Genomic DNA, 20649 nt, shown 5'->3' with positions numbered 1-20649 from the left:
GGGACTCCCTTGGAAGGGCGGGGGGTGGCAACGCAATATTTGAGCGCCACTCAATGTGACCTAAGCCCAGGTCCCAGGTCAATGCTTCATTGCGGAGAAATGAAGAGTTAGAGTGATGCTCTAACCCATCGACTCAAAGGGTGGTGGATCGGCGTGCGGCTGACCCCAACGGAGCGCGACAGGCTGCTGCTGCGCAGCGCTGCGGAACTGGCCAGGGCCCGGCGGGCCCGCGGGCTGAAACTCAACGTCCCCGAGGCCACCGCGCTCATCGCGGACACGGTCTGCGAGGCCGCGCGCGACGGCAAGCGGCTCGCCGAGGCCATCGAGGAGGCCCGCTCGGTGCTGGGCCCCGGCGACGTCCTGCCCGGCGTCAGCGACGTGGTCACGGAGGTGCACGTGGAGGCCGTCTTCGACGACGGATCCCGCCTCGCGGTGGTCTCGTCCCCGATCCGGGGCGCCGTCGGCCTCGGCGAGCACGCCCCCGGCGCGGTCGTGCCCGGCCCCGGCGCCCCCCAGCCGGAGCCCGCCGTCCACCTGCACGTGCGCAACACCGCCTCCGTGCCGGTCAGCGTCACCTCGCACTTCCACTTCTTCGAGGCGAACCCGCGCCTTCACTTCGACCGCGCCGCCGCCTACGGCATGCGGCTGTGCGTGCCGGCGGGCTCCTCGGTCCGCTTCGACCCGGGCGGCGAGGCCGAGGTCGGCCTGGTCCCCATCGGCGGCGAGCGCATCGCCATCGGCTTCGCCGGACTGGTCGACGGCCCCCTCGACGCCCCGGGCGCCAAGGCCGAGGCCCTGCGCCGCGCGGCCGCCTGCGGCTACCTCGGCACGGATGCCACCGATGCCACCGATGTCACCGATGTCACCGACACCACCGACGCCACGGACGGAGACCAGGCGTGAGCAAGCAGACCCGGCACAGCGACCACTGCGCCCCCGGCAGTCGGCACATCGACCCGCACGAGTACGCCTCCGTCTTCGGCCCCCGCGCCGGGGACCGGGTCCGGCTCGGCGACTCCGGGCTGACCGTCTGCGTCGAGTCCGATTCCCAGAAGCCCGGCGACGAGTTCCTCGCCGGCTTCGGCAAGACCGCCCGCGACGGACTGCACCTGAAGGCCGCCGCCGTCCGCGACACCTGCGACGTGGTGATCAGCAACGTGCTGGTCATCGACGCCGTCCTCGGCATCCGCAAGGTCTCCATCGGCATCCGCGAGGGCCGCATCCACGCGATCGGCCGCGCCGGAAACCCGGACACCCTGGACGGGGTGGACGTCGTGGTCGGCACGGGCACGAGCATCGTCTCCGGCGAGGGCATGATCGCCACCGCCGGAGCCGTCGACACCCACGTGCACCTGCTGTCCCCGCGCATCATGGAGGCCTCGCTCGCGGCGGGCGTCACCACGATCATCGGCCAGGAGTTCGGCCCGGTCTGGGGCGTCGGAGTCAACTCCCCGTGGGCGCTCAAGCACGCCTTCAACGCCTTCGACGCCTGGCCCGTCAACATCGGCTTCCTCGCCCGCGGCTCCTCCTCCGACCCGGCCCCGCTGATCGAGGCGCTGGCCGAGGGCGGTGCGAGCGGCTTCAAGGTCCACGAGGACATGGGCGCCCACACCCGCGCCCTGGACACTGCCCTGCGGGTCGCGGAGGAGTACGACGTACAGGTCGCCCTGCACAGCGACGGCCTCAACGAGTGCCTGTCCGTCGAGGACACCCTGCGGGTGCTGGACGGCCGCACCATCCACGCCTTCCACATCGAGGGCTGCGGCGGCGGACACGTCCCCAACGTCCTGAAGATGGCCGGCGTGCCGAACGTGATCGGCTCCTCCACCAACCCCACCCTGCCCTTCGGCCGGGACGCGGTCGCCGAGCACTACGGCATGATCGTCTCCGTCCACGACCTCAAGCCGGACCTCCCCGGTGACGCCGCCATGGCCCGCGACCGGATCCGCGCGGGCACCATGGGCGCCGAGGACGTGCTGCACGACCTGGGCGCGATCGGCATCACCTCCTCCGACGCCCAGGGCATGGGCCGGGCCGGCGAGACGATCCGCCGCACCTTCGCCATGGCCGCGAAGATGAAGGGCGAGCTGGGTCCGCTGGCCGGCGACGGCGAGGGCGACGACAACGCCCGCGTCCTGCGCTACATGGCCAAGCTGACGATCAACCCGGCCATCGCCCACGGTCTGGCCCACGAGATCGGCTCCATCGAGATCGGCAAGCTCGCCGACATCGTGCTGTGGCGCCCCCAGTTCTTCGGCGCCAAGCCGCAGCTGGTCCTCAAGTCGGGCTTCCCGGCGTACGGGGTCACCGGCGACCCCAACGCCGCCACCGACACCTGCGAACCGCTGGTCCTCGGGCCGCAGTTCGGCTCGTACGGGGCCACGGCCGCCGACATCTCCGTCGCCTTCGTGTCGGCCGCCGCCGCGGCCCTCGGCAGCGACGAGATGCCCACCCGCAGGCGCCGCGTCGCCGTCCGCGGCACCCGCGGCATCGGCCCCGGCGACCTGCTCCTCAACTCCCGGGTGGGCGCGGTCGATGTGGACGCGCGCAGCGGACTCGTCTCCCTGGACGGGGAACCGCTGCGCTCCGAAGCCGCCGATTCGGTCTCCCTCAACCGCCTGTACTTCCTGTAAGTCAGCACAGCCCGTAAGGACCTCCTGCCATGACCGCACAGCCCGCGAACGACGGTTTCCGGATGCCCGCCGAGTGGATGCCCCACGAGCGCACCTGGATGGCCTGGCCCAGCCCCAACCCCACCTTCACCAACGAGCGGGAGCTCGCCGAGGCCCGCGAGGCCTGGGGCGCCGTCGCCCGCGCGGTGCTCGCGTACGAGCCCGTGACCCTCGTCGTCTCGCCCGGTGACGCCGAGAGCGCCCGCGCGGTCGTCGGCGACGGGGTCGAGCTGGTCGAGCGCGAGCTCGACGACGCCTGGATGCGCGACATCGGTCCGACCTTCGTCACCAACGACGCCGGCGAGCTGGCCGCCGTCGACTGGACCTTCAACGGCTGGGGCGCCCAGGAGTGGGCCCGCTGGGACCACGACTCGAAGATCGCCCGGGAGGTCTCCGGCATCGCCGGGACCCGCACCTACAGCACCGCCCTCGTCAACGAGGGCGGCGCCATCCACGTGGACGGCGAGGGCACCGTGCTCCTCACCGACACCGTGCAGCTGGGCAAGGGCCGCAACCCCGACTGGAGCCGCGAGCAGGTCGAGGCCGAGATCCACGCCCACCTGGGCACCACCAAGGCGATCTGGCTCCCGTACGGCCTGGCCGGCGACTACGGCACCTACGGCACCCAGGGCCACGTGGACATCGTCGCCGCCTTCGCCCGCCCCGGCGTGGTCATGGTCCACAGCCAGCCCGACCCGGCCCACCCGGACCACGAGCGCGGCAAGACCATCGCCGCCATCCTGCGCGCCTCCACCGACGCGCGGGGCCGGCGGCTGGAGGTCGTGGAGATCCCGGCGCCGACCGTGCTGGAGGAGGACGGCGAGTGGGTCGACTACTCCTACATCAACCACTACCTGTGCAACGGCGGCGTGGTCCTGTGCGCCTTCGACGACCCGCGCGACGAGGAGGCGGCGGAGATCTTCCGCGGTCTGTTCCCGGAGCGGACCGTGACGCTCGTCGACGCACGTACGATTTTCGCCGGGGGTGGCGGAATCCACTGCATCACCCAGCAGCAGCCGAAGGTCTGACCCGTCCGAGGGACGGGACGGGCGGACCAGAACGAGGAGTGGGCCATGGTGGCGGGTGAGGTACGTGCCGCGCGCAAGAACGCGCCGCCGCGCGAGGACGTCCTGGTCGCCGCCATGGCCACCATCGCCGAGCGCGGCCTGGACGGGCTGACCATGGCCGGCCTGGGCCGCCAGGTCGGCATGAGCAGCGGCCACCTCCTCTACTACTTCCGCACCAAGGACGAGCTCCTGCTGCAGACCCTGGAGTGGAGCGAGGCGGCGCTGGGCACCGAGCGCCGCGCCCTGCTGTCCCGCCGCGGCCCCGCGCGCGAGCGCCTGCAGGCGTACGTCGACCTGTACGTGCCCCAGGCCGCCCGGGACCCGCACTGGACGCTGTGGCTGGAAGTCTGGAACCGCTCGCAGAACGCCGGACCGGGGGAGCGGGAGCGCCAGGGGGCCATCGAGGGCGCCTGGCACCGCGACCTGGTGGCCCTGCTCGCCGAGGGCATCTCGCGCGGGGAGTTCCGTCCGGTCGACCCGGACCGCTTCGCGGCCCGGCTGCGGGCCCTGCTCGACGGCTTCAGCATCCAGGTCGCCGTCGGCCTGCCGGGGCTCTCCCGAGAGGGCATCCTGGACCACGTCCGCGAGTTCCTGAGCGAGGCGCTGACCCCGCGGCAGGCCCAGATCTGAGCCGGGTCCCGGCCTGGCGCGGCGATCGGCGTGCCCGCATTGTGAGATCCCCGTCCACCCGCGGCAGGCGGTATGGCACACTGCCGACGTGCCTGCTCAGCTCATGATTATGGACAGCAGCGCGCCGGTCCGCAGTGACCGCTGAACCGTGAAAGAACTTCGCGGAAGCGGCCATCGTGCCTCAGACCCGCGCGCAGACCTCTCGCACCCGCGAGAGGTCTTTTCGTTTTCCGGCCCCAAACATGCCGGGAGCGGGCAGCGCGCGATGATGGGGGCAGTGGAGGCGGCCTGCCCTGGGGCGGGCATCCGGAAACCACACATCCGACAGGAGTCAGATCAGCATGACGACGACAGAGGCGACTGAGTCGACTGCGCCGGCTACGGGCCCCGGCCTCCTCGATGACGGGTTTCACGTCTTCGACACGACCCTGCGCGACGGCGCCCAGCGTGAGGGCATCAACCTCACGGTCGCCGACAAGCTGACGATCGCCCGGCACCTGGACGACTTCGGGGTGGGGTTCATCGAGGGCGGCTGGCCCGGCGCCAACCCCCGCGACACCGAGTTCTTCTCCCGGGCCCGCGCGGAGATCGACTTCAAGCACGCCCAGCTCGTCGCCTTCGGCGCGACCCGCCGGGCGGGCGGCTCCGCCGCCACCGACCCGCAGGTCCGCGCGCTGCTCGAATCGGGCGCCCCGGTGATCACGCTGGTGGCCAAGTCCCACGACCGGCACGTCGAGCTCGCCCTGCGCACCACCCTCGACGAGAACCTCGAGATGGTCCGCGACACCGTCTCCCACCTGGTCGCCCAGGGCCGCCGGGTCTTCGTCGACTGCGAGCACTTCTTCGACGGCTACCGCGCCAACGCCGAGTACGCCAAGTCGGTCGTCCGCGTCGCCCACGAGGCCGGCGCCGACGTCGTCGTCCTGTGCGACACCAACGGCGGCATGCTGCCCGCGCAGATCACCGCGACCGTCGCGACCGTCCTCGCCGACACCGGCGCCCGCCTGGGCATCCACGCCCAGGACGACACCGGCTGCGCCGTGGCCAACACGCTGGCCGCCGTCGACGCCGGCGCCACCCACGTCCAGTGCACCGCGAACGGCTACGGCGAGCGGGTCGGCAACGCCAACCTCTTCCCGGTCGTCGCCGCGCTGGAGATCAAGTACGGCCGCACGGTCCTCCCGGTGGGCGCCCTCGCCGAGATGACCCGGATCTCGCACGCCATCGCGGAGGTCGTCAACCTCACCCCCTCCACGCACCAGCCGTACGTCGGCGTCTCCGCCTTCGCGCACAAGGCGGGCCTGCACGCCTCGGCCATCAAGGTCGACCCGGACCTGTACCAGCACATCGACCCGGAGCGGGTCGGCAACACCATGCGGATGCTGGTCTCCGACATGGCCGGCCGGGCCTCCATCGAGCTCAAGGGCAAGGAGCTCGGCGTCGAACTCGGCGGGGACCGCGCGCTGATCTCCCGCGTCGTCGAGCGGGTCAAGGAGCGCGAGCTCCAGGGCTACACCTACGAGGCCGCCGACGCCTCCTTCGAACTGCTGCTGCGGGCCGAGGCGGAGGGCCGGGCGCGCAAGTACTTCCGCATCGAGTCCTGGCGGGCCATCATCGAGGACCGCCCCGACGGCACGCACGCCAACGAGGCCACGGTGAAGCTGTGGGCCAAGGGCGAGCGGATCGTGGCGACGGCGGAGGGCAACGGCCCGGTCAACGCGCTGGACCGCGCGCTGCGGGTGGCGCTGGAGCGCTTCTACCCCCAGCTGGCGAAGTTCGAGCTGATCGACTACAAGGTCCGCATCCTGGAGGGCAAGCACGGCACCGAGTCCACGACGCGCGTGCTGGTCACCACGACGGACGGCTCCCGCGAGTGGAACACGGTCGGCGTCGCGCCGAACGTGATCGCGGCGTCCTGGCAGGCCCTGGAGGACGCCTTCACCTTCGGCCTCCTCCACGCGGGCGTGGAGCCGGCGGAGTAGGCCGGCGCCTTCCGGGCTTCGCCCAGCCGCCCCCCACCTCGCCGGACCGCGGTCCGGCGAGGTCCTCGGGGCGGGGGTCGATGGCCCTTATGTCCCGCTCACACAGGATTACACCCGTTCGGGTAGCGTCGTGAGTATGAGGACCAGGCTTATGTCCATACGTATGGGATCGCTGCTGGCCGGTCTGCTGCTGTCCCTGTCCGCGACCGCCCTCCTGGTCGCCCCGCAGGCATCCGCGGCCACCGGGACCACGGCCGTGGCGGAGGCCCTCAAGAAGGGCCCGGTCTACGTGGACCCCCGCGCCGAGGCGCAGCTGCCGCCGGCGCAGGCCGAGGCGCTCGCCAAGAAGATCAAGGACGCCGGGAAGCCGGTGTTCGTGGCCGTGCTGCCGGCCACCGCCGAGTTCCCCGCGGCCACCGTGCTCAAGACGGTCCGCACCGAGACCGGCATCACCGGGCTCTACGCGATCCGGCTCGGGGACGGCTTCAACGCCGGCGCGGACAAGGCGGTCATGCCGAACAACGCGGTCCGCAACCTGGTCGACGCCGTCAAGGCGGGCGCCCCGGTGGACGCGAGCACCGAGCTCAACACCTTCGTCGACCAGGCCCTGGCCCAGGCGAAGGGCAAGGCCCCCGCCTCCTGGAGCGGGGCGGGCGGCGCGGCGGCCGACAGCGGCGCCCCCGTCGGCGCACTGATCGGCCTCGGCGTCGTGGCCGCGGTCGGCGGCGGCGGTGCGTACGCGTTGGTCAAGCGCAACCGAAAGAAGAAGGAAGAGCTGCGCCGCGAGGCCGTCGCCCGGCTGGGCGTCGTCGTCGACGAGGACATCACGGCCTTCGGCGAGGAACTGGACCGCCTCGACTTCCACCCCGGCGAACCCGGCGCGGACGACGCCATGCGGGCCGACTACGGGCAGGGCCTCGACTCGTACGAGAAGGCCAAGCAGATCATGGCCTCGGTGCGGTACCCCGAGGAGGTCAAGGGGGTCACCCAGGCACTGGAGGACGGCCGGTACGCACTGGCCCGCCTCGACGCGCGCCGCCAGGGCCGGCCGCTGCCCGAGCGCCGTTCCCCCTGCTTCTTCGACCCGCGCCACGGGCCGAGCGCCGAGGACGCCGACTGGGCCCCGGCGGGCGGGGCCGCCCGTACCGTGCCGGTCTGCGCGGCCGACGCCGTACGGCTGCGCGACGGCCAGGACCCGGCGGTCCGCACCGTCGACACGGAGCACGGGCCGCGCCCCTACTACGACGCCGGCCCGGCGTACGGCCCCTGGGCCGGCGGCTACTTCGGCGGCGGCATCCTGCCGGGCCTGCTCATGGGCACGATGCTCGGTTCGATGATGTCCAGCCCGGCCTACGCCTCCGACTTCGGCGGCGGCAACGGCTACGACGGCGGCTTCGGGGGCGGGGACGTCTCCGGCGCCGACTTCAACCCGTCCGACTTCGGCGGCGGGGACTTCGGCGGCGGAGGCGGTTTCGACGGGGGCGACTTCTGAGCCGCCCCCGGTCCCGGAGGGTCAGGCCTGCTTGATCGCGGAGATGTCGAAGGTCAGCTTCACCTTGTCGCTGACCATCACACCGCCGGTCTCCAGGGCCGCGTTCCAGGTCAGGCCCCAGTCGGAGCGCAGGATCTCGGCGGAGCCCTCGAAGCCGACGCGCTCGTTGCCGTAGACGTCGGTGGCGGAGCCGTTGAACTCCAGGTCGATGGAGAGCGGGCGGGTCACGTCCTTGATGGTCAGCTCGCCGGTGATGCGGTACTTGTCGCCGCCGAGCTGGGCCGCCCGCGTCGAGCGGAAGGTCATCAGCGGGAAGGTCTCGGCGTCGAAGAAGTCGGCGGAGCGCAGGTGGCCGTCGCGGTCGCCGATGCCGGTGTCGACGGAGGCGATCTTCACGTCGATGGAGGCGGTGGAGCGGGACGGGTCGGCTCCGTCGAGGTGCAGGGCGCCCTCGTGGCCGGCGAAGGTGCCGCGGACGTTGGTGACCATCGCGTGGCGGACGGTGAAGCCGATGCTGCTGTGCGCGGCGTCGATGACGTAGTCGCCGGTGACGGCCGCGAGGGCCGGGTCCACGTCGAGCGTGGCGACGGCGCCGCCTTCCTGGGACTGCGCGGTCTGGTTGCGGCGGGTGAAGAGACCCATGACTTGCTCCTCGGTTCGGCACCCGGTCGGTGCTGTTGAACTTTCAACAAGAATGACGCTAGACCCATTCCGTTCAAATTTCAACTTCTAGGGTGCGTGTCGCCGGTTCGGCGGGCGCAGAGGGGGTCTTTGTTGGATCCGCACAAAGGACGAAGGTCCCGTCTGGCGGTGTCCGCTCATCCCTTCGTGGTTCTGTCCGGCCCGGACAGCGGAACACACGCGACACTGTGTGGATTCGACGGAGGGTTTTGGCGGTCCCGCTTCGTAAGGTCGGTACATGACCGTTGTGGACCAGATTCCGAGCGAGCCGACGGACGCCCGAGGGCGCGTGGCCGAGCTGCACGACCTGCGCGAGCAGGCGCGTCGCGGACCGAGCGACCGGGCGACCGAAGCCCAGCACGCCAAGGGCAAGCTCACCGCCCGTGAGCGCATCGCGCTGCTGCTCGACGAAGGTTCATTCAAGGAGGTCGAGCAGCTCCGCCGCCACCGCGCGACGGGCTTCGGCCTCGAGGCCAAGAAGCCGTACACCGACGGTGTCATCACCGGCTGGGGCACGGTCGAGGGCCGCACGGTCTTCGTCTACGCGCACGACTTCCGCATCTTCGGCGGCGCCCTGGGCGAGGCCCACGCCACGAAGATCCACAAGATCATGGACATGGCCATCGCGGCCGGTGCCCCGCTGGTCTCGCTCAACGACGGCGCCGGCGCCCGCATCCAGGAGGGTGTCTCCGCCCTCGCCGGCTACGGCGGCATCTTCCAGCGCAACACCAAGGCCTCGGGCGTCATCCCGCAGATCTCGGTCATGCTGGGCCCCTGCGCCGGCGGCGCCGCGTACTCCCCGGCGCTCACGGACTTCGTGTTCATGGTCCGCGAGACCTCGCAGATGTTCATCACCGGCCCGGACGTGGTCCGCGCGGTGACCGGCGAGGAGATCACCCAGAACGGCCTCGGCGGCGCGGACGTGCACGCCGAGACCTCGGGCGTCGCGCACTTCGCGTACGACGACGAGGAGACCTGCATCTCCGAGGTCCGCTACCTCATCACGATGCTCCCCTCCAACAACCGCGAGAACCCCCCGGTCCACGAGACCAGCGACCCGGCCGACCGTCGCTCGGAGGTCCTGCTCGACCTCGTGCCGGCCGACGGCAACCGCCCGTACGACATGCTCAAGGTGATCGAGGAGCTCGTCGACGAAGGCGACGTCCTGGAGATCCACGAGCGCTGGGCCCGCAACATCATCTGCGCGCTCGCGCGGATGGACGGCCAGGTCGTGGGCATCGTCGCCAACCAGCCCGGGCACCTCGCCGGGGTCCTGGACATCCACGCCTCCGAGAAGGCGGCGCGCTTCGTCCAGCTCTGCGACGCCTTCAACATCCCGATCATCACCCTCCTGGACGTCCCCGGCTTCCTGCCGGGCGTCGACCAGGAGCACGGCGGCATCATCCGGCACGGCGCCAAGCTGCTGTACGCGTACTGCAACGCGACGGTCCCGCGGATCTCGCTGATCCTGCGCAAGGCCTACGGCGGCGCCTACATCGTCATGGACTCCCAGTCCATCGGCGCCGACCTCACCTACGCCTGGCCCACCAACGAGATCGCCGTGATGGGCGCCGAGGGTGCCGCCAACGTCATCTTCCGCAAGCAGATCGCGGACGCCGAGGACCCCGAGGCCATGCGCGCGCGCATGGTCAAGGAGTACAAGGCCGAGCTGATGCACCCGTACTACGCGGCCGAGCGCGGCCTCGTCGACGACGTCATCGACCCCGCCGAGACCCGAGAGGTGCTCGTCGCCGCCCTCTCGATGCTCCGCAACAAGCACGCCGATCTGCCGTCCCGCAAGCACGGCAACCCGCCGCAGTAGACGTCGAAGGAGAAACGCCACCGATGAGCACCGCCACCGGCACCCTGCTGAAGGTCGAGAAGGGCCACGCCGAGCCCGAGGAGCTGGCCGCGATCACCGCGATCCTGCTCGCCCGCGCCGCCGCCACCCCCGAGGGCGTCACGGCCACCGTCCGCTCCCAGGCCGGCTGGCGCCGCCTCGAGCGCACCCCCGGCTTCCGCGGCCCCCGCAGCTGGCAGGGCTGAGCCCCGAGCACGGCGAGAGGCCCCGCACCCGTTCAGGGTGCGGGGCCTCTCGCGCATCCGGATCCGCCCGGCCGGGGCGGCCACGGCGAAGGCCCCCGCGTCCTCGGACACGGGGGCCTTCGCGCGCGCGTGCGCGTGCGCTACCGCAGGCGGGCCATGAGGGCGTGCTCGACCAGGGTGATGAGCGCGCTCTTGGCGTCTCCGCGGTGGCGGGCGTCGGTGGTGATGATGGGGGCGTCGGGGCCGATCTGCAGGGCCTCGCGGACTTCCTCCGGGGTGTACGGCTGGTGCCCGTCGAAGCCGTTGAGGGCGATGACGAACGGCAGGCCGCTGTTCTCGAAGTAGTCGACGGCGGGGAAGCAGTCGGCGAGACGGCGGGTGTCGACGAGGACGACGGCGCCGATCGCGCCGCGCACCAGGTCGTCCCACATGAACCAGAAGCGGTCCTGACCGGGGGTACCGAAGAGGTACAGGATCAGGTCCTGGTCCAGGGTGATGCGGCCGAAGTCCATGGCGACCGTGGTGGTCGTCTTGTCCCCGGTGTGGGTCAGGTCGTCGATGCCGGCGGAGGCGCTGGTCATCACGGCTTCGGTGCGCAGCGGGTTGATCTCGGAGACCGCGCCGACGAACGTGGTCTTGCCCACGCCGAAGCCGCCGGCCACCACGATCTTCGCGGAGGTGGTGGAGCGAGCAGGAGCCGCTCCGCCGTTAGAGCTTGCGAAGTCCACTGAGCACCCTTTCGAGCAGTGTCACATCTGGCTGGCCGCCGGCGGACTCGTCGCCGCCGGGCTGGTGGATGGCGACAAGGCCCGCCTCCGCCAGGTCGGCGACGAGGATCCGGGCGACGCCAAGGGGAATGGAGAGAAGTGCCGAGATCTCCGCGACGGATTTGATCTCCTGGCACAGACGGCAGATGCGCTGGTGCTCGGGCAACTGCCCTTGCAGACGCGCGGGATCGGCCGTGGTGCTGACCAGCGCCTCGATGGCGAGCTGGTAGCGCGGCCGGGTACGGCCGCCCGTCATCGCGTACGGGCGCACCAGCGGGTTGTGCGCCTGCGGGGCCTGCGGACGCGAGGAGCGCTGCGGCTGCTGCGAGGGCCGGTAAGGCTGCTGGGGCTGTCCGTACGGGTCTTGGGGCTGCTGTCCGTACGGCTGCTGCTGGTAGGGCTGCCGCTGGTAGGGCTGCCCGCCCGGATTGTGCTCCGGCGAGGGCCGATTGCTGGGAGTGGAGGGGAAGTTGAAGCGGTTCTGGTCGTGCCCACCCTGCGGCTGCTGCGCGCCGCCATAAGGATGTCCTCCGGGTGTTGTCACGTTTCCTCCTCCGACTCCAAGAACGCAGTACTCCCTGTGGAACCGCGCCACCGCACCCTATGGTGCGATGGCGCGAAACGCACTGCCTGTCTGCTAGTTGAGAAGGCTTCCCTGCAGTTCCGCGCGCAGGTCCGGGGTGAGGACCGTGCCCGCGCGATCCACCAGGAGGGCCATCTCGTAGCCCACGAGGCCGATGTCGCACTCGGGGTGCGCGAGCACCGCGAGCGAGGATCCGTCGGAGACGGACATCAGGAAGAGGAAGCCGCGGTCCATCTCGACCACGGTCTGGTTGACGGCGCCGCCCTCGAAGATGCGGGAGGCCCCTGCGGTCAGCGACGTCAGTCCGGAGGCCACGGCCGCCAGCTGGTCGGCGCGGTCGCGCGGGAATCCGTCGGACATCGCCAACAGGAGGCCGTCGGCGGAGACCACCACCGTGTGGGACACCCCAGGGGTGTTGTCCACGAAGTTGGTGATCAACCAGTTCAGGTTTTGCGCCGCCTGGCTCATCGCGCTCACACTAACGCTCCTGGTCATAGCTGTTACTTGACTGCTCGGATCCCGCGTTGCGGCCCTGCTGGACACCGCGCCGCAGGTTGCTCAACCTGCCGCGGACGTCCTCGGGGGCCCGGGAGACCTGGGGGCCGCCCTGCGGGGTCGTCTCCGCAGCACCCTCGACCAGGTTGGCCTTGGGCACTCGCCGAGGGAGACCGGACGGGGTGACCCCGCCCGCCTTCGGCTCGCGGAGTTTGGAGGCCTGCTGCCAGCGCTCGTCGTTGTTCGAGCGCCAGTCGGCAGGACCTTCCGGTACCTCCGGGGCCCGCTCCGGTTCAACGGGCCGCTGCTGACGCTGCGGCCGCTGTTCGAAGAGGGATCCGGTGGACTCCGCTTCCTGCTGCCCGGGCCGCTGCTGCTGCTGGCCGCCGCGTCGCGGCAGGCCCGCTCCGGTCACCTGGTGACCGGCGTCGGCAGCGGCGCCCGGACTGTCGAAGCCTACGCGTTCCCGGGGCGGTTCGGGAGCGGCGGGTGATTCCGATTCGGTCCCGTAATCCTGCTGGTAGGAGCCCGAGTAGGGGTTCTGCTCGGGCCACTCCGCCTGCGGGGACGGGGAAGCGTACCCACCGTCGTACGCCGGGAGGTCCTGTCGCTGATCCGTGTAATCGGCTTCCGGATAGGCGTACTCCTGCTGGGGGTACGCCTCGTATCCCTGCCCGTTCTGGACGGGCTCGTAACCGGGGTCGTAGCCCTGCGCGGGCTGCTGCTCGTAGCCCTGGTACGGCTGGTACGCGTGCTCCGGCTGGGGTTCCGGATACTCGGCCGCGGGCTCGCCGTACTCCGGCTGCGCCTGCGGGTAGCCGACCTGGGCCTCCAGAGCCGCGCGGCGCTCCTCGCGGCCCAGCGAGCGGCCCAGGGGGTCGGGCGCGGACTCGTCGGGGCCCGGGCGGTCGGCCCGGTGGACCTCGTAGCGCGAGTCGTCGAAGCCGAGCTCGGCCGCCGTGCGCTGCGGCGAGGCATGCTGGGCCTGCTGCTGCGGGATCATCGAGGAGACCGTGAAGTCGTCGTCCGGGATGCCCTCGCCACCGCCACCGTGGGTGATCGCGTCGGGGAGCATGACCAGCGAGGTGGTGCCGGCCGCCTCGCCCGAGGGGCGCAGCTGGACGCGGATGCCGTGCCGGTCGGCCAGCCGGCCGACCACGAACAGGCCCATGCGCTGCGAGATCGCGGCGTCCACGGTCGGCGGGTTGGCCAGCTTGTGGTTGATGTCCGCGAAGTCCTCGGCGGTGAGGCCGATTCCCTTGTCGTGGATCTCGACCATCACGCGGCCGTCGGGCAGACGCGTCGCGTTGACCCGGACCTTGGTCTGCGGGGAGGAGAACGTGGTGGCGTTCTCCAGCAGCTCGGCGAGCAGGTGCACGAGGTCGGTCACGGCCTGGCCGTGGATCTCGGCCTCGGAGACGCCCGACAGCTCGACGCGCTCGTACTGCTCCACCTCGGAGGAGGCGGCGCGCAGGACGTCGACGAGGGGGACGGGCTGGTCCCAGCGGCGGCCCGGTTCCTCACCCGCGAGGATGAGGAGGTTCTCGCCGTTGCGGCGCATACGGGTGGCCAGGTGGTCCAGGCGGAAGAGGTTCTCCAGCTGGTCCGGGTCGGCCTCGTTGTTCTCCAGCTCGGTGATGAGGGTCAGCTGGCCCTCGATCAGCGACTGGTTGCGCATGGAGAGGTTCGTGAAGATCGCGTTGACGTTGCCCCGCAGGAGCGCCTGCTCGGCGGCGAGCCGGACGGCCTCCCGGTGGACCTGGTCGAAGGCGCGGGCGACCTCGCCGATCTCGTCCTGGGAGTCGATCGGGATCGGCACCACGCGGGTGTCGACCTTGCCCGGGTCGGTGCGCGAGAGCTGGTCGACCAGCATCGGCAGCCGCTGCTCGGCGACGTCGAAGGCGGCACTGCGCAGCTTGCGCATCGCGCGGCCCATCTGGCGGGCCATCATGCCGGCCAGGATGAAGGCGGCGAGCAGGGCGACGACCACGATGGCGCCGGTGATGATCGCGTCGTTGCGGGCCTCGTCGGAGACGGTGACGGCGTCCTTGACGGCCTTGTCGAGGAGTTCCCTCTCGACCTCGGCGTAGCCGTCGAACTTGGCGGTCGCGGCGGCCTGCCAGGCCACGGCGGTGGTGCCGTTCGCGGCGAGGACTTCCTTGCGCTCGCCGCTGGCGATCGCCTCGGTCATGCCGGTGAGCGCGGAGTCGTTGACCACGGGCGGGGCCTTGAAGGGGGTGCCGGCCTGCTCCGCCGCCTGCTTGGCGGCCGCGAGCTTGGTGGCGCCCGCCGCGGACTGCTTGCCCATGACGTCCTTGAGGCGCTGCACGTCCTCTTCGGTGCCGGCGGCGACGTACTCGCCGATGGCTATCTCCTCGAGGTACGCGTACGAGGAGAAGGCGACCAGCTGTGCCTTGCGGATTTCCTCGTTCGTGTTGGGCCGCACCAGCAGGTGCGTGCCGACCGAGCGCTGCAGCGAGTTCGCGGCCTTGGACAGCTCGAGCGCGTAGACCATGCGGCCGTACGAGGTCACGTTGCCGGTGCCGAGGCCCAGCTCGTTGGAGAACTGCATGAGGTAGTGCTGGACCAGCACGTACCCCTCTTCGGTCGGGATCGGGCCGGCCGCCTTGGGCAGGGCCTTCTTCGCCGTCTCGATCTGCGGGAGGTAGGCCGTCTTGCGGACCTGCTCCAGCTTGGGCTCCTCCTGGCGGAAGAGTTCGAGGCGGCGCTCCATGCCCTGGCCCTCGGGCATGTCCTTGACGGCCTGGGCGAACTTCGCCTTGGCCGAGTCGGTGGCGGCGTACGCCTTCATGACCGGGTCGGACTCCCGCTGGCCCCGCAGCAGCGGGTCGGCCGTCAGGTCGCGCTCGTTGAGGAGGGCCTGGCCGTACTCGGCGGCGGCCTGGACGATGCGGGCCGTCTTCTCGGCGTTCTTGGCCTCGTCCCAGGTGTCGATGGACCCCTTCACCTGGAAGCCGCCCATGACCAGTCCGACGAGGACGGGCACGAGCAGGATGGCGTTCAGACGGGTCGGCACGCGCCAGTTGCGCGGCGAGAACCTGCTGGTGCTGCCGCCGCTCGTGGGCGCGTCCACGGGTACGTCGATGGGGGACGCGGCCGCGCGCGGCGGCGGGGTGAAGTTGCCGCGCGCGGGTTCATCCGCGGGGCTCGAGTTGCTTCGCCTCACTCGACCAACAACCTCTCGGCGGTGCTACTAGCTAGTTCGTTGAATTCCAGCACGGTTAACGGCCGTGTTCCAAACAGTTGAAATCGGCCGTTCCTAGAGCCTTATGCCCCACATAAAACGGACATAAAGAGCGTCCTGCGGCAAAAGTGGGGCCAGTTGTGAGCGCAGCGAGACCGGACGAACGCACCGTGTCGCCAACTTCCGGGAATTCTCCTTCGAAACGTTATGAACGAAGGGGGCGGGCCGTGTCGTATGACACAGCCCGCCCCCCAAAATCAGCCGGTGGAACTCTTTTTGCGCGGAGTATTACTTGAGCCGCGCCATGAGGGCGTGCTCGACGAGCGTGATGAGCGCGCTCTTGGCGTCTCCGCGGTGGCGGGCGTCGGTGGTGATGATGGGGGCGTCGGGGCCGATCTGCAGGGCCTCGCGGACTTCCTCCGGGGTGTACGGCTGGTGCCCCTCGAAGCCGTTGAGCGCCACGACGAACGGCAGGCCGCTGTTCTCGAAGTAGTCGACGGCGGGGAAGCAGTCGGCCAGGCGCCGCGTGTCGACCAGGACGATCGCCCCGATCGCGCCGCGCACCAGGTCGTCCCACATGAACCAGAAGCGGTCCTGACCGGGGGTACCGAAGAGGTACAGGATCAGGTCCTGGTCCAGGGTGATGCGGCCGAAGTCCATGGCGACCGTGGTGGGGTTCGGTGGCAGCTTCAGTTGTGAAAAAGAGACAGCGCCCGCCAGTGGGGGCTGGCGGCCCTGCGCGCCGACGAGGCCTGGGGCACCACCCGCGGTGACGGCGTCACCGTCGCCGTCCTGGACACCGGGGTCGACTCGGCCCACCCCGACCTGGCCGGCCACGTCCTGGAGGGCACGGACCTCGTCGGCATGGGCGCCGGCCGGGGCGACCGCGCCTGGGCCCGGCACGGCACCGCCATGGCCGGGATCATCGCCGGGCACGGCCACGGCCCGGACCGCCGCCAGGGTGTCCTCGGCCTCGCGCCGCAGGCGGAGATCCTCCCGGTCCGGGTGATCCTGGAGGAGGGCGACCCCGGCCGGAGCAAGGCCCGCGACAGCAAGGGCGGCGCGCTGGCCGAGGGCATCCGCTGGGCCGCCGACAACGGCGCCGACGTGATCAACCTCTCGCTGGGCGACGACAGCAGCTCCGCGCACCACGAGGCCGCCGAGGACGAGGCCGTCCAGTACGCCCTCGCCAAGGGCGTCGTCGTCGTGGCCTCCGCGGGCAACGGGGGCGAACAGGGCGACCGCGCCTCCTACCCGGCCGCCTACCCCGGAGTCATCGCCGTCACGGCCGTCGACCGCAAGGGCAGGAAGGCCGCCTTCTCCACCCGCAACTGGTACGCCACCGTCAGCGCCCCCGGCGTCGACATCGTCATCGCCGACCCGGACCGCTCCTACTACGAGGGCTGGGGCACGAGCGCGGCCTCCGCCTTCGTCTCCGGCGCGGTCGCCCTGGTCAAGTCCGCCCACCCCGACCTGTCCCCGGCGCAGATCAAGAAGCTGCTGGAGGACACCGCCTCCGACGCGCCCGCGGGCGGCCGCGACGACGCCCGCGGCTTCGGCCTCGTCGATCCGGTCGCCGCCCTGCAGGTCGCCGACGCGATGACCGCCGAGCCCCCGCGGCCCTCGCCGGCGGCCGCCGGGAGCACCTACTTCGGCCCCGGCCCCGAGCCGGTGCGCCGCCCCGAGCGCGGGGCCCGCCTCGGCGCCCCGGCCGGCGCGGCCGCCGGACTGGCGCTCCTCGTACTGGCCGGCGTACTGGCGCGGCGGCCCCGGGCCGCGCGGCCCGATAGGGTCGGGTAACTGTGGCGAACAAGAACATTCCCGACCCCGGTTTCTCCGACGACGACGGCTCCGCCGATCCCCGGCTGAGCGCGGCCCTGGCCGCCTGGGCCGAGGACAGAGGCAAGGAGCCCCAGGTGCTGGCCGCCCTCAAGGACGCCCGCCTGCTGGTGCCCGTCGTCGCCGTCCTCGGCGAGGTCGAGACCGACCCCGAGACCGGCCTCAAGCGCGAGAAGACCAGCGACATGGCCGTCCCCACCCTGCGGGCGGGGGACCGGCGGGCACTGCCCGCCTTCACCTCGATCGCCTCGCTGGCCCTCTGGGACCCGGCCGCCCGCCCGGTGGCGGTCCCGCTGCACCAGGCCCTGGCCGCAGCCGCCCACGAGAAGGCCGACACGCTCGTCCTGGACCTGTCCGGTCCGGTCACCTACCAGCTCACCGGCCCCGCCCTGCGCGCGCTCGCCGAAGGCCGCACGGACGCCGGGCCGCTCGCGGACCCAGCCGTGCGCGAGGCGGTACGGGCCGTCGTGGCCGCCGAGCCCGCGGTGCTCGCGGCCCACCTGGGCCCGGGCGGCGCGGACGCGGACGGCACCCTGGCGATCGTGCTGGCCGTCGGCCCGCAGGCCCAGGCGGCGGCCCGGCGGGTGGCCGAGGCCCTCGCGGCCGACGAGACCCTGCGCGCACGCCTCGTGGGCGGACTGGACCTGGCGCTGCTCCCGGAAGGGGCCCCGGCGCCGCCCGGCGAGCCCCTCTTCACGCGCTGAACCCCGCCCCGCGACGCAGAAGGCGACGGAGCACGCGACGCGGAACGCGACGCAGAAACGGAAAAGAGGACCCGACCGGCACGTTCCGGTCGGGTCCTCTCCTCGTTCCGCCGTCGCGGCTACGCGTACACGGGGCCGGTGAACTTCTCGCCCGGGCCCTGGCCCGGCTCGTCCTGCACCAGCGAGGCCTCGCGGAAGGCGAGCTGGAGGGACTTCAGGCCGTCGCGCAGCGGGGCCGCGTGGAAGGAGCTGATCTCGGTGGCGCTCGCGGTGACCAGGCCGGCGAGGGCGGTGATCAGCTTGCGGGCCTCGTCGAGGTCCTTGTACTCGGAATCGGGCTTGTCCAGGCCCAGGTTGACCGCCGCCGCGCTCAGCAGGTGGACGGCCACCGTGGTGATGACCTCGACGGCGGGCACGTCCGCGATGTCGCGGGTCATGTCGTCGTAGTCGGGAGCGGCCGGGGAAGCGGGAGTGGAACCGGGGGGCGTCGCGTCAGTCATGTGCCCCACGATATGCCGTGCGGCGGGCTTGCAACGCGGGTGCTAGTATGTACTTCGACCGGCCGGACACCTATGTGCCCGGCCACAAGTGGAGGCTCCGATTCTCCCACCCAGCCGCCCTCACGGGAGGCGGGTCACCGGTCAGGCGGTATCCATCGTTCCGTACGGACGATGGAAAGCCGCCCGATTTTGCGCCCCGCGGTTCGCACGCGACGGTGCTCCGGTTGTATTGGAGCCCCCGCCTGTGCCCGGCGGGGCTTTTTTCATTCTCCGCCGCGGTCGGTCTGACGGAAACAACGTCAGCGGCTGTCCTCCAGGCAGCCGTGTGGTGCTACCTAGGAGGATCCATCAGCACCGAGCCCCGCATCAACGACCGGATTCGCGTTCCCGAGGTACGACTCGTCGGCCCGAGCGGCGAGCAGGTCGGCATCGTGCCGCTTGCGAAGGCGCTTGAGCTCGCGCAGGAGTACGACCTCGACCTGGTCGAGGTCGCGGCGTCCGCACGCCCGCCGGTCTGCAAGCTCATGGACTACGGCAAGTTCAAGTACGAGTCGGCCATGAAGGCCCGTGAGGCGCGCAAGAACCAGGCGCACACGGTCATCAAGGAAATGAAGCTCCGGCCGAAGATCGACCCGCACGACTATGACACCAAGAAGGGTCACGTCGTTCGGTTCCTCAAGCAGGGCGACAAGGTCAAGATCACGATCATGTTCCGTGGTCGTGAGCAGTCCCGTCCGGAGCTCGGCTTCCGACTGCTCCAGCGCCTCGCGGCCGACGTCGAGGACCTGGGGTTCATCGAGTCGAACCCGAAGCAGGACGGCCGAAACATGATCATGGTTCTCGGTCCGCACAAGAAGAAGACCGAGGCGATGGCCGAAGCCCGCGAGGCGCAGGCCGCCCGCAAGGCCGAGCGCCAGGGCTACTCCCTGACCGACGACGAGGCCCTCATCGAGGACGCCGAGTTCGAGGCCGAGGACGCCGACATCGCGGCCACCGAGGTCACCGAGGTCGCGGAGGACGCTTCCGGCGAGGCGACCGAAGCGGCCGAGGCTGCCCCCGAAGAGGCAGAGGCCTCTCCCGAGGCTCCTACCCAGGCCTGATCCCGAGGCAGCCCGCCTCGGGTCACCACACAACATGACGCTCCCGCGAGCCGGCCCCCACCAGGGCCGGTGGGGGCGCCACCGACGAGGAGATAACGGCGCCATGCCGAAGAACAAGACGCACTCCGGGACCAAGAAGCGCTTCAAGATCACCGGCACCGGCAAGGTGCTCCGTGAGCGCGCCGGCAAGCGCCACCTGCTCGAGCACAAGTCGTCCCGTGTCACCCGCCGCCTGACCGGCACCGCGGAGATGGCCCCCGGCGACGCCAAGAAGATCAAGAAGCTTCTCGGCAAGTGACGTCCTCCGCTCCCCTTCCGGGAGCGGGAGCACGTCAAGACCGGGACCCCATCGAATTCGGGCCGTGTGAGGACTTCCACGGCCCCGCTACAAGGAGTACACAGTGGCACGCGTCAAGCGGGCAGTAAACGCGCACAAGAAGCGTCGGGCAATCCTCGAGGCTGCGAAGGGTTACCGCGGTCAGCGTTCGCGCCTGTACCGCAAGGCCAAGGAGCAGGTCACCCACTCCCTGGTCTACAACTTCAACGACCGCAAGAAGCGCAAGGGCGACTTCCGCCGCCTCTGGATCCAGCGCATCAACGCCGCTGCCCGCCAGAACGGCATGACGTACAACCGCCTCATCCAGGGTCTGAACGCCGCCAACATCGAGGTGGACCGCAAGATCCTCGCCGAGCTGGCCGTCAACGACCCCAACGCGTTCGCCGCGCTGGTCGAGGTCGCGCAGAAGGCCCTCCCGGCCGACGTCAACGCCCCGAAGGTCGCTGCCTAAGCAGCACGCCCTCAAGGCTGCAGTATCTTGCCCGGACCCGCAGGCCACGCGCCTGCGGGTCCGGTGCGTTCACCAACGAGTTCCACCCGCTGTACGTA

The 20649-nt window shown here is 71.1% G+C and carries 18 protein-coding genes and 2 pseudogenes; 13 read left to right on the top strand and 7 right to left on the bottom strand.

All coding sequences use genetic code 11. The annotated features are described in order from the left end of the window. The first annotated feature begins 153 nt into the window (after window positions 1-153). The 6 genes from ureA (at window position 154) to DRB89_RS05395 (ending at window position 7843) form a co-directional block, all read left to right on the top strand. Window positions 154-903 (top strand): urease subunit gamma, encoded by a 750-nt coding sequence (gene ureA, locus DRB89_RS05425; protein ID WP_239516022.1) that lies wholly within the window; start codon window positions 154-156, stop codon window positions 901-903. After that, window positions 900-2633, top strand: a complete 1734-nt coding sequence (locus DRB89_RS05420; protein ID WP_239516021.1) for an urease subunit alpha — start codon at window positions 900-902, stop codon at window positions 2631-2633. Before ureA ends, DRB89_RS05420 begins: the two co-directional genes overlap by 4 nt. Before the next feature lie 29 nt (window positions 2634-2662). Then, entirely contained in the window at window positions 2663-3700 is a 1038-nt protein-coding gene (locus DRB89_RS05415; protein ID WP_112447011.1) for an agmatine deiminase family protein, read from the top strand. Between the two features lie 45 nt (window positions 3701-3745). Then, on the top strand, window positions 3746-4369 hold the full coding sequence (locus DRB89_RS05410) for a TetR/AcrR family transcriptional regulator (protein ID WP_112447010.1): 624 nt from the start codon (window positions 3746-3748) through the stop codon (window positions 4367-4369). A gap of 341 nt (window positions 4370-4710) precedes the next feature. Further along, on the top strand, window positions 4711-6351 hold the full coding sequence (cimA, locus tag DRB89_RS05400) for a citramalate synthase (RefSeq protein ID WP_112447006.1): 1641 nt from the start codon (window positions 4711-4713) through the stop codon (window positions 6349-6351). Between the two features lie 136 nt (window positions 6352-6487). Next, window positions 6488-7843 (top strand): hypothetical protein, encoded by a 1356-nt coding sequence (locus tag DRB89_RS05395; protein ID WP_112447004.1) that lies wholly within the window; start codon window positions 6488-6490, stop codon window positions 7841-7843. Between the two features lie 21 nt (window positions 7844-7864). On the opposite strand, the gene DRB89_RS05390 is transcribed toward DRB89_RS05395, so the two are convergent. Then, complete coding sequence (locus DRB89_RS05390) at window positions 7865-8485, bottom strand: YceI family protein (protein ID WP_112447002.1); 621 nt, start codon at window positions 8483-8485, stop codon at window positions 7865-7867. Window positions 8486-8762: 277 nt separating this feature from the next. Between DRB89_RS05390 and DRB89_RS05385 the strand changes: the two genes are divergently transcribed. After that, window positions 8763-10346, top strand: a complete 1584-nt coding sequence (locus DRB89_RS05385; protein WP_112447000.1) for an acyl-CoA carboxylase subunit beta — start codon at window positions 8763-8765, stop codon at window positions 10344-10346. Between the two features lie 23 nt (window positions 10347-10369). Next, window positions 10370-10570, top strand: a complete 201-nt coding sequence (locus tag DRB89_RS05380; RefSeq protein ID WP_112446998.1) for an acyl-CoA carboxylase subunit epsilon — start codon at window positions 10370-10372, stop codon at window positions 10568-10570. Between the two features lie 140 nt (window positions 10571-10710). On the opposite strand, the gene DRB89_RS05375 is transcribed toward DRB89_RS05380, so the two are convergent. The 5 genes and pseudogenes from DRB89_RS05375 to DRB89_RS05355 all read right to left on the bottom strand — a co-directional run. After that, window positions 10711-11298, bottom strand: coding sequence for an ATP/GTP-binding protein (locus tag DRB89_RS05375; protein ID WP_112446996.1), 588 nt, complete (start codon window positions 11296-11298; stop codon window positions 10711-10713). Further along, window positions 11279-11881: a DUF742 domain-containing protein gene (locus tag DRB89_RS05370; protein WP_112446994.1), complete on the bottom strand. Its 603-nt coding sequence runs from the start codon at window positions 11879-11881 to the stop codon at window positions 11279-11281. The genes DRB89_RS05375 and DRB89_RS05370 overlap by 20 nt, the downstream gene beginning before the upstream one ends. 93 nt (window positions 11882-11974) lie before the next feature. Beyond that, window positions 11975-12388 (bottom strand): roadblock/LC7 domain-containing protein, encoded by a 414-nt coding sequence (locus DRB89_RS05365; protein ID WP_007266772.1) that lies wholly within the window; start codon window positions 12386-12388, stop codon window positions 11975-11977. A gap of 10 nt (window positions 12389-12398) precedes the next feature. After that, entirely contained in the window at window positions 12399-15602 is a 3204-nt protein-coding gene (locus DRB89_RS05360; RefSeq protein ID WP_112446993.1) for a nitrate- and nitrite sensing domain-containing protein, read from the bottom strand. A gap of 306 nt (window positions 15603-15908) precedes the next feature. Then, a pseudogene (locus DRB89_RS05355) lies at window positions 15909-16292 on the bottom strand (ATP/GTP-binding protein); the annotation flags it as partial. 39 nt (window positions 16293-16331) lie between these two features. On the opposite strand from DRB89_RS05355, the pseudogene mycP reads away from it, so the two are divergent. Together mycP and DRB89_RS05345 are read left to right on the top strand one after the other, a co-directional pair. After that, window positions 16332-17420, top strand: a pseudogene (gene mycP / locus DRB89_RS05350) (type VII secretion-associated serine protease mycosin); the annotation flags it as partial. A gap of 2 nt (window positions 17421-17422) precedes the next feature. Next, on the top strand, window positions 17423-18163 hold the full coding sequence (locus DRB89_RS05345) for an SseB family protein (RefSeq protein WP_112446988.1): 741 nt from the start codon (window positions 17423-17425) through the stop codon (window positions 18161-18163). A 119-nt stretch (window positions 18164-18282) separates the two neighbouring features. Here DRB89_RS05345 and DRB89_RS05340 read toward each other — a convergent pair whose 3' ends face one another. Continuing rightward, window positions 18283-18663 (bottom strand): DUF1844 domain-containing protein, encoded by a 381-nt coding sequence (locus tag DRB89_RS05340; protein ID WP_112446986.1) that lies wholly within the window; start codon window positions 18661-18663, stop codon window positions 18283-18285. Window positions 18664-18986: 323 nt separating this feature from the next. On the opposite strand from DRB89_RS05340, the gene infC reads away from it, so the two are divergent. The 3 genes from infC (at window position 18987) to rplT (ending at window position 20551) form a co-directional block, all read left to right on the top strand. After that, window positions 18987-19763 (top strand): translation initiation factor IF-3, encoded by a 777-nt coding sequence (gene infC / locus DRB89_RS05335; protein WP_112446984.1) that lies wholly within the window; start codon window positions 18987-18989, stop codon window positions 19761-19763. A 103-nt stretch (window positions 19764-19866) separates the two neighbouring features. Then, entirely contained in the window at window positions 19867-20061 is a 195-nt protein-coding gene (gene rpmI, locus DRB89_RS05330) for a 50S ribosomal protein L35 (protein WP_112446982.1), read from the top strand. A 103-nt stretch (window positions 20062-20164) separates the two neighbouring features. Continuing rightward, a complete protein-coding gene (gene rplT, locus DRB89_RS05325) occupies window positions 20165-20551 on the top strand; it encodes a 50S ribosomal protein L20 (protein ID WP_112446980.1) in 387 nt (128 codons plus the stop codon). Window positions 20552-20649: the final 98 nt, after the last annotated feature.

Origin of the sequence: Streptomyces sp. ICC4 (genome assembly GCF_003287915.1) — a bacterium.
Lineage (GTDB): Bacteria > Actinomycetota > Actinomycetes > Streptomycetales > Streptomycetaceae > Streptomyces > Streptomyces tritrimontium.
The sequence above is the reverse complement of the archived record's forward strand: the minus strand, read 5'-3'. Positions and strand labels throughout refer to the sequence as shown.

Excerpts from the sequence above, each read along its gene's own strand:
- cimA (WP_112447006.1), top strand. The coding sequence starts at position 4,711 with ATGACGACGACAGAGGCGACTGAGTCGACTGCGCCGGCTACGGGCCCC.
- DRB89_RS05390 (WP_112447002.1), bottom strand. The coding sequence starts at position 8,485 with ATGGGTCTCTTCACCCGCCGCAACCAGACCGCGCAGTCCCAGGAAGGC.
- DRB89_RS05395 (WP_112447004.1), top strand. The coding sequence starts at position 6,488 with ATGAGGACCAGGCTTATGTCCATACGTATGGGATCGCTGCTGGCCGGT.
- DRB89_RS05385 (WP_112447000.1), top strand. The coding sequence starts at position 8,763 with ATGACCGTTGTGGACCAGATTCCGAGCGAGCCGACGGACGCCCGAGGG.
- DRB89_RS05410 (WP_112447010.1), top strand. The coding sequence starts at position 3,746 with ATGGTGGCGGGTGAGGTACGTGCCGCGCGCAAGAACGCGCCGCCGCGC.
- rpmI (WP_112446982.1), top strand. The coding sequence starts at position 19,867 with ATGCCGAAGAACAAGACGCACTCCGGGACCAAGAAGCGCTTCAAGATC.
- DRB89_RS05365 (WP_007266772.1), bottom strand. The coding sequence starts at position 12,388 with ATGAGCCAGGCGGCGCAAAACCTGAACTGGTTGATCACCAACTTCGTG.
- DRB89_RS05380 (WP_112446998.1), top strand. The coding sequence starts at position 10,370 with ATGAGCACCGCCACCGGCACCCTGCTGAAGGTCGAGAAGGGCCACGCC.
- DRB89_RS05415 (WP_112447011.1), top strand. The coding sequence starts at position 2,663 with ATGACCGCACAGCCCGCGAACGACGGTTTCCGGATGCCCGCCGAGTGG.
- DRB89_RS05340 (WP_112446986.1), bottom strand. The coding sequence starts at position 18,663 with ATGACTGACGCGACGCCCCCCGGTTCCACTCCCGCTTCCCCGGCCGCT.